The following is a 3,313-nucleotide window of genomic DNA, read 5'->3' on the forward strand; positions in this document are numbered from 1 at the left end:
GGCGCGTGTCCGTCACTCTGTTGGCCCTGTTACATTCGCGCGGCAAGAAAGCCTCCTTCGCCAAAATGCATGTCCTGAACGATGCTCTGCGTTCGAAACCATCTCAGGATAAGCTGAAGGCAATACTTGAGGAAAATGAACCCGCGTATGCATGGCGTTTACGCGTTGAACCTGCATTTACACGCGCTCTCGATTTTCTCGTTGGTGAAGGATTCGCCGATTGGTCCATAAGCAGCAATCGGACAACTCTTACTCTGACAGAGAGAGGGATCGAGACCGCAAAAGAAATCGAGTCCATGAATGATGTTCTCGTTGACGAACAGGCATTTCTGAGGAGCCTTGGAGCGAAGATCACAGAGAGCTTTGTTCAGCAATTGCTTCTGGTAGGGAAGCGCCTTTTATGATCCAGATTCGGCATATAAGGCTGCGGTCTATAACCGCCGAGAATAGCTATGGTGTCGATGTTCCGTTGTCGCCGGGCCTGAATATCATTCAGGCCGACAACACATCCGGAAAATCGACCACGTTGATGTCCATTATCTATGCGCTCGGTCTGGAACGGGCCATCAGTCCCAAACTTGATGTTCCTCTGCCGTACGCCATGCGTGAACGTATAAGGAGGGATACCCAAAGCCCGTACGAAGCTGTCCTTGAGTCTCATGTCGTACTCGAACTCGCCAATGAAAACGGCGAATACTTAACGGTCCGACGCGATATCACAGGCGCGGCAAACCAAAAGTTGGTACAGACGTGGGACTGTCGACTTAATAAGGTCGATCTCGGCCTTGGCAATCAGCGAGACTTTTTCCTCTACGACGCCGGCGCGGCAAGTCGTGAGGACGGATTCCATCATCGTCTCGCCAAGTTCATAGGATGGGACCTCCCGCAAGTGCCACGGTTTGATGGCGACGAAGGCCTACTCTATATCGAAACTCTATTCCCGATGTTCTTTGTTGAACAAAAGCGAGGTTGGTCTGCCGTGCAGGGACCACTCCCTACCTATCTGGGAATACAAGATCTTCCTCGTCGAGTAATGGAATTCATCCTCGATCTTGATGCTGGAAAAGTACGCCGTCGGAGGAGTGAACTCCGAAAGGAGCAATTGATCCTGCAAACACGGTATCGTGAACTCCGTAGAGAAGTCGTTGAGGGGAAAGGCACGCTGGTTCGGATCGAAGGTCTTCCCAATGAACCTACCGCCGGCTTCGGTCAGGACGGCACCGTGCAACTCTCCGTATACTACAGTGACGAATGGCGCTCTCTGGCTAGCGTCACAGAAGAAATCCGGAGCCGGATCAGCGCTTTCGACGAGTCTGAGTATGCCGTTGTCGATAACGCCACAAACGAACTCAAAGCTGAACTTGTCGAGGCCGAAGAGCGCTATGAGGATCTGAGCTCGCAAATCCAAGTTCTTAGGCAGGATTTTCAACTCGCCGACAGTGAGCGGCAAGGGTTCAGCGATCGCATTGAGGCCCTCGAGACCGACCTTCTCCGTAATCAAGACGCTTTAAAGCTGCAGAAGCTTGGCTCGACACTTGGTTCGGCAGCAACGGACCATACGTGCCCCACCTGTCAGCAAGCTGTAAAAACAGAGCTTCTTCCAGTAGTCAGTCGCGAAGCCATGGGACTCGAAGAGAACATCATCTTCATCAAGTCTCAGCTTGATTTGTATCGTGCCATGCTTGGGTCGGCATCTGACAGTCTGGACCTCATAAAGGTACGATATCAATCCCTACGTGAGGAGATACAAGAACAGCGCTCAAAAATTAGATCGCTCAAGCGCGACCTCCTTCGTCCGACGACGAGCCCGGCACGCTCCGAACTGGAAGAAATTGTACGTCTAGAAGCCCGTCTCGAACGCTGGCAAACGCAGCAAGAGAAGGTCGATGGAGTCGTCGACGGTCTGCGCGCGATAGCACGAGAATGGGCACGTGCTCGAGCCGAGTTAAAAGACCTTGGCCCGGGGGATCTCACGGCATCCGACCAATCCAAGATCAACGCATTCCAAAATACCATACAGAGCTTGCTCGCCCGTTTCCGCTTTCAGTCCTTTCGAGCGAGTGACATCACGCTTTCACCTGACGACTTTCGTCCCCAAGTCGTCACGGAAGACGAAGACGGCGAGAGGGTCGTTAAAGATATTGGGTTCGAGGCATCCGCGAGCGATGGCATTCGCCTGAAGTGGGCCTACATTCTCGCTCTCACGCAGTTGTCGAAAAGCTTTGAAACCAATCACGTCGGGTTTTCAGTCTTCGATGAGCCTGGCCAGCAACAAATGCGCGAGTTGGACTTGGCCGCATTCTTTGAGGCTAGTGCCCAAAGTGCTGGGACTCAACGGCAAATTCTTGTGACCACCTCGGAGGTTCTGGAACGAGTTAATGCCGCACTGCAGGGAGTCGAGGCTACCATACATTCCTTTGAAGGCTTCATCCTCAAAGCCAAGTGAGAGTAGCGTTTTGCTCCCACTCGACCGGCCCGGGCACAGGTGTCACTGTAAAGCAAAAATTTGAGCGAATGGCCTGAAAGCATACCGTCGGCTAGCGGCCCCGAATCTTGTTGCCCGCAGTGCGGCTCGAACGGCAGCTTTCGGGAAACAGCAATAGATCTTTGAACGTCCAAGATGGGGTCGCGAGCTGTCGATTTTCCGACATTGATCCGTTGCGGGGTTAACGAGTGGCTATCCCAGCGGCTATCTGGCTATGGTCCAGTCCTCGATCTGCAACCCTGCGATACGCGAAAACTCATCGGTATTGTTAGTGACGAGCGTGAGATTCCGTGCCTTGGCCTGCCCGGCGATGAGAGTGTCGTATGGCCCGATCGGCGTTCCCTGCCGCTTCAGCTCAGCCCGGATTTCGCCAGCCACGCGGGCGTCTTCGCGTTCAAAGTCGAGGACGCCGAGATCGGCAAAGAGGAGCCGGAGCGTTTCGAGGTTGAACGCCACCTTCTCGCTGCGATAGGCACCGAAATAGAGTTCGTGCGCGACCACGGAGGAAACGGCCAGTGAACCAGGTTCGGACGCCTCGACTCGTCGCAGCAACGCATCGGAGCGTCGCGCCACCAGCGAGATCACCGCATTGGTGTCGAGCAGACGCAGGCTCACTGAAACGCTTGATCGAGTTCGGGACGCTCCTGATCCTCGGGCTGGTCGCGCCCGTCGGCCATGAAGTCGTCGCTGAAGCCGCGTTCGACGGCGGCGTGCAGCGAGGCCCACCGACGGCTTGTGTCGGACTTCGGGCGCAGGATCACAGCGTCGCCTTCGCGCGACACCTCCACCTCCTCAACATCGAAGCGAAACTCCTTCGGCAAGCGGACA

General features: G+C 54.8%; 4 protein-coding genes. 2 read left to right on the forward strand and 2 right to left on the reverse strand.

Going from position 1 to position 3,313, the window contains the following annotated elements; genetic code table 11:
* Window positions 1-404, forward strand: a 404-nt coding sequence (locus tag J0I64_RS08805) for a hypothetical protein (protein WP_291407231.1), incomplete at its 5' end; no start/stop codon positions are given.
* Window positions 401-2,446 carry a hypothetical protein gene (locus J0I64_RS08810; RefSeq protein WP_009452786.1) on the forward strand — a complete coding sequence of 682 codons (2,046 nt, stop codon included), beginning with the start codon at window positions 401-403 and terminating at the stop codon, window positions 2,444-2,446. The genes J0I64_RS08805 and J0I64_RS08810, both read left to right, overlap by 4 nt.
* A 243-nt stretch (window positions 2,447-2,689) precedes the next feature.
* Here the strand turns inward: J0I64_RS08810 and J0I64_RS08815 are convergent, their stop codons facing one another.
* Both J0I64_RS08815 and vapB read right to left on the reverse strand, forming a co-directional pair.
* Window positions 2,690-3,100, reverse strand: coding sequence for a type II toxin-antitoxin system VapC family toxin (locus tag J0I64_RS08815; protein WP_009452787.1), 411 nt, complete (start codon window positions 3,098-3,100; stop codon window positions 2,690-2,692).
* Window positions 3,097-3,313, reverse strand: a 217-nt coding sequence (gene vapB / locus J0I64_RS08820; protein ID WP_291407236.1) for an antitoxin, incomplete at its 5' end; no start/stop codon positions are given. The genes J0I64_RS08815 and vapB, both read right to left, overlap by 4 nt.

Origin of the sequence: Devosia sp., assembly GCF_017307565.1 — a bacterium.
Classification (GTDB): domain Bacteria; phylum Pseudomonadota; class Alphaproteobacteria; order Rhizobiales; family Devosiaceae; genus Devosia.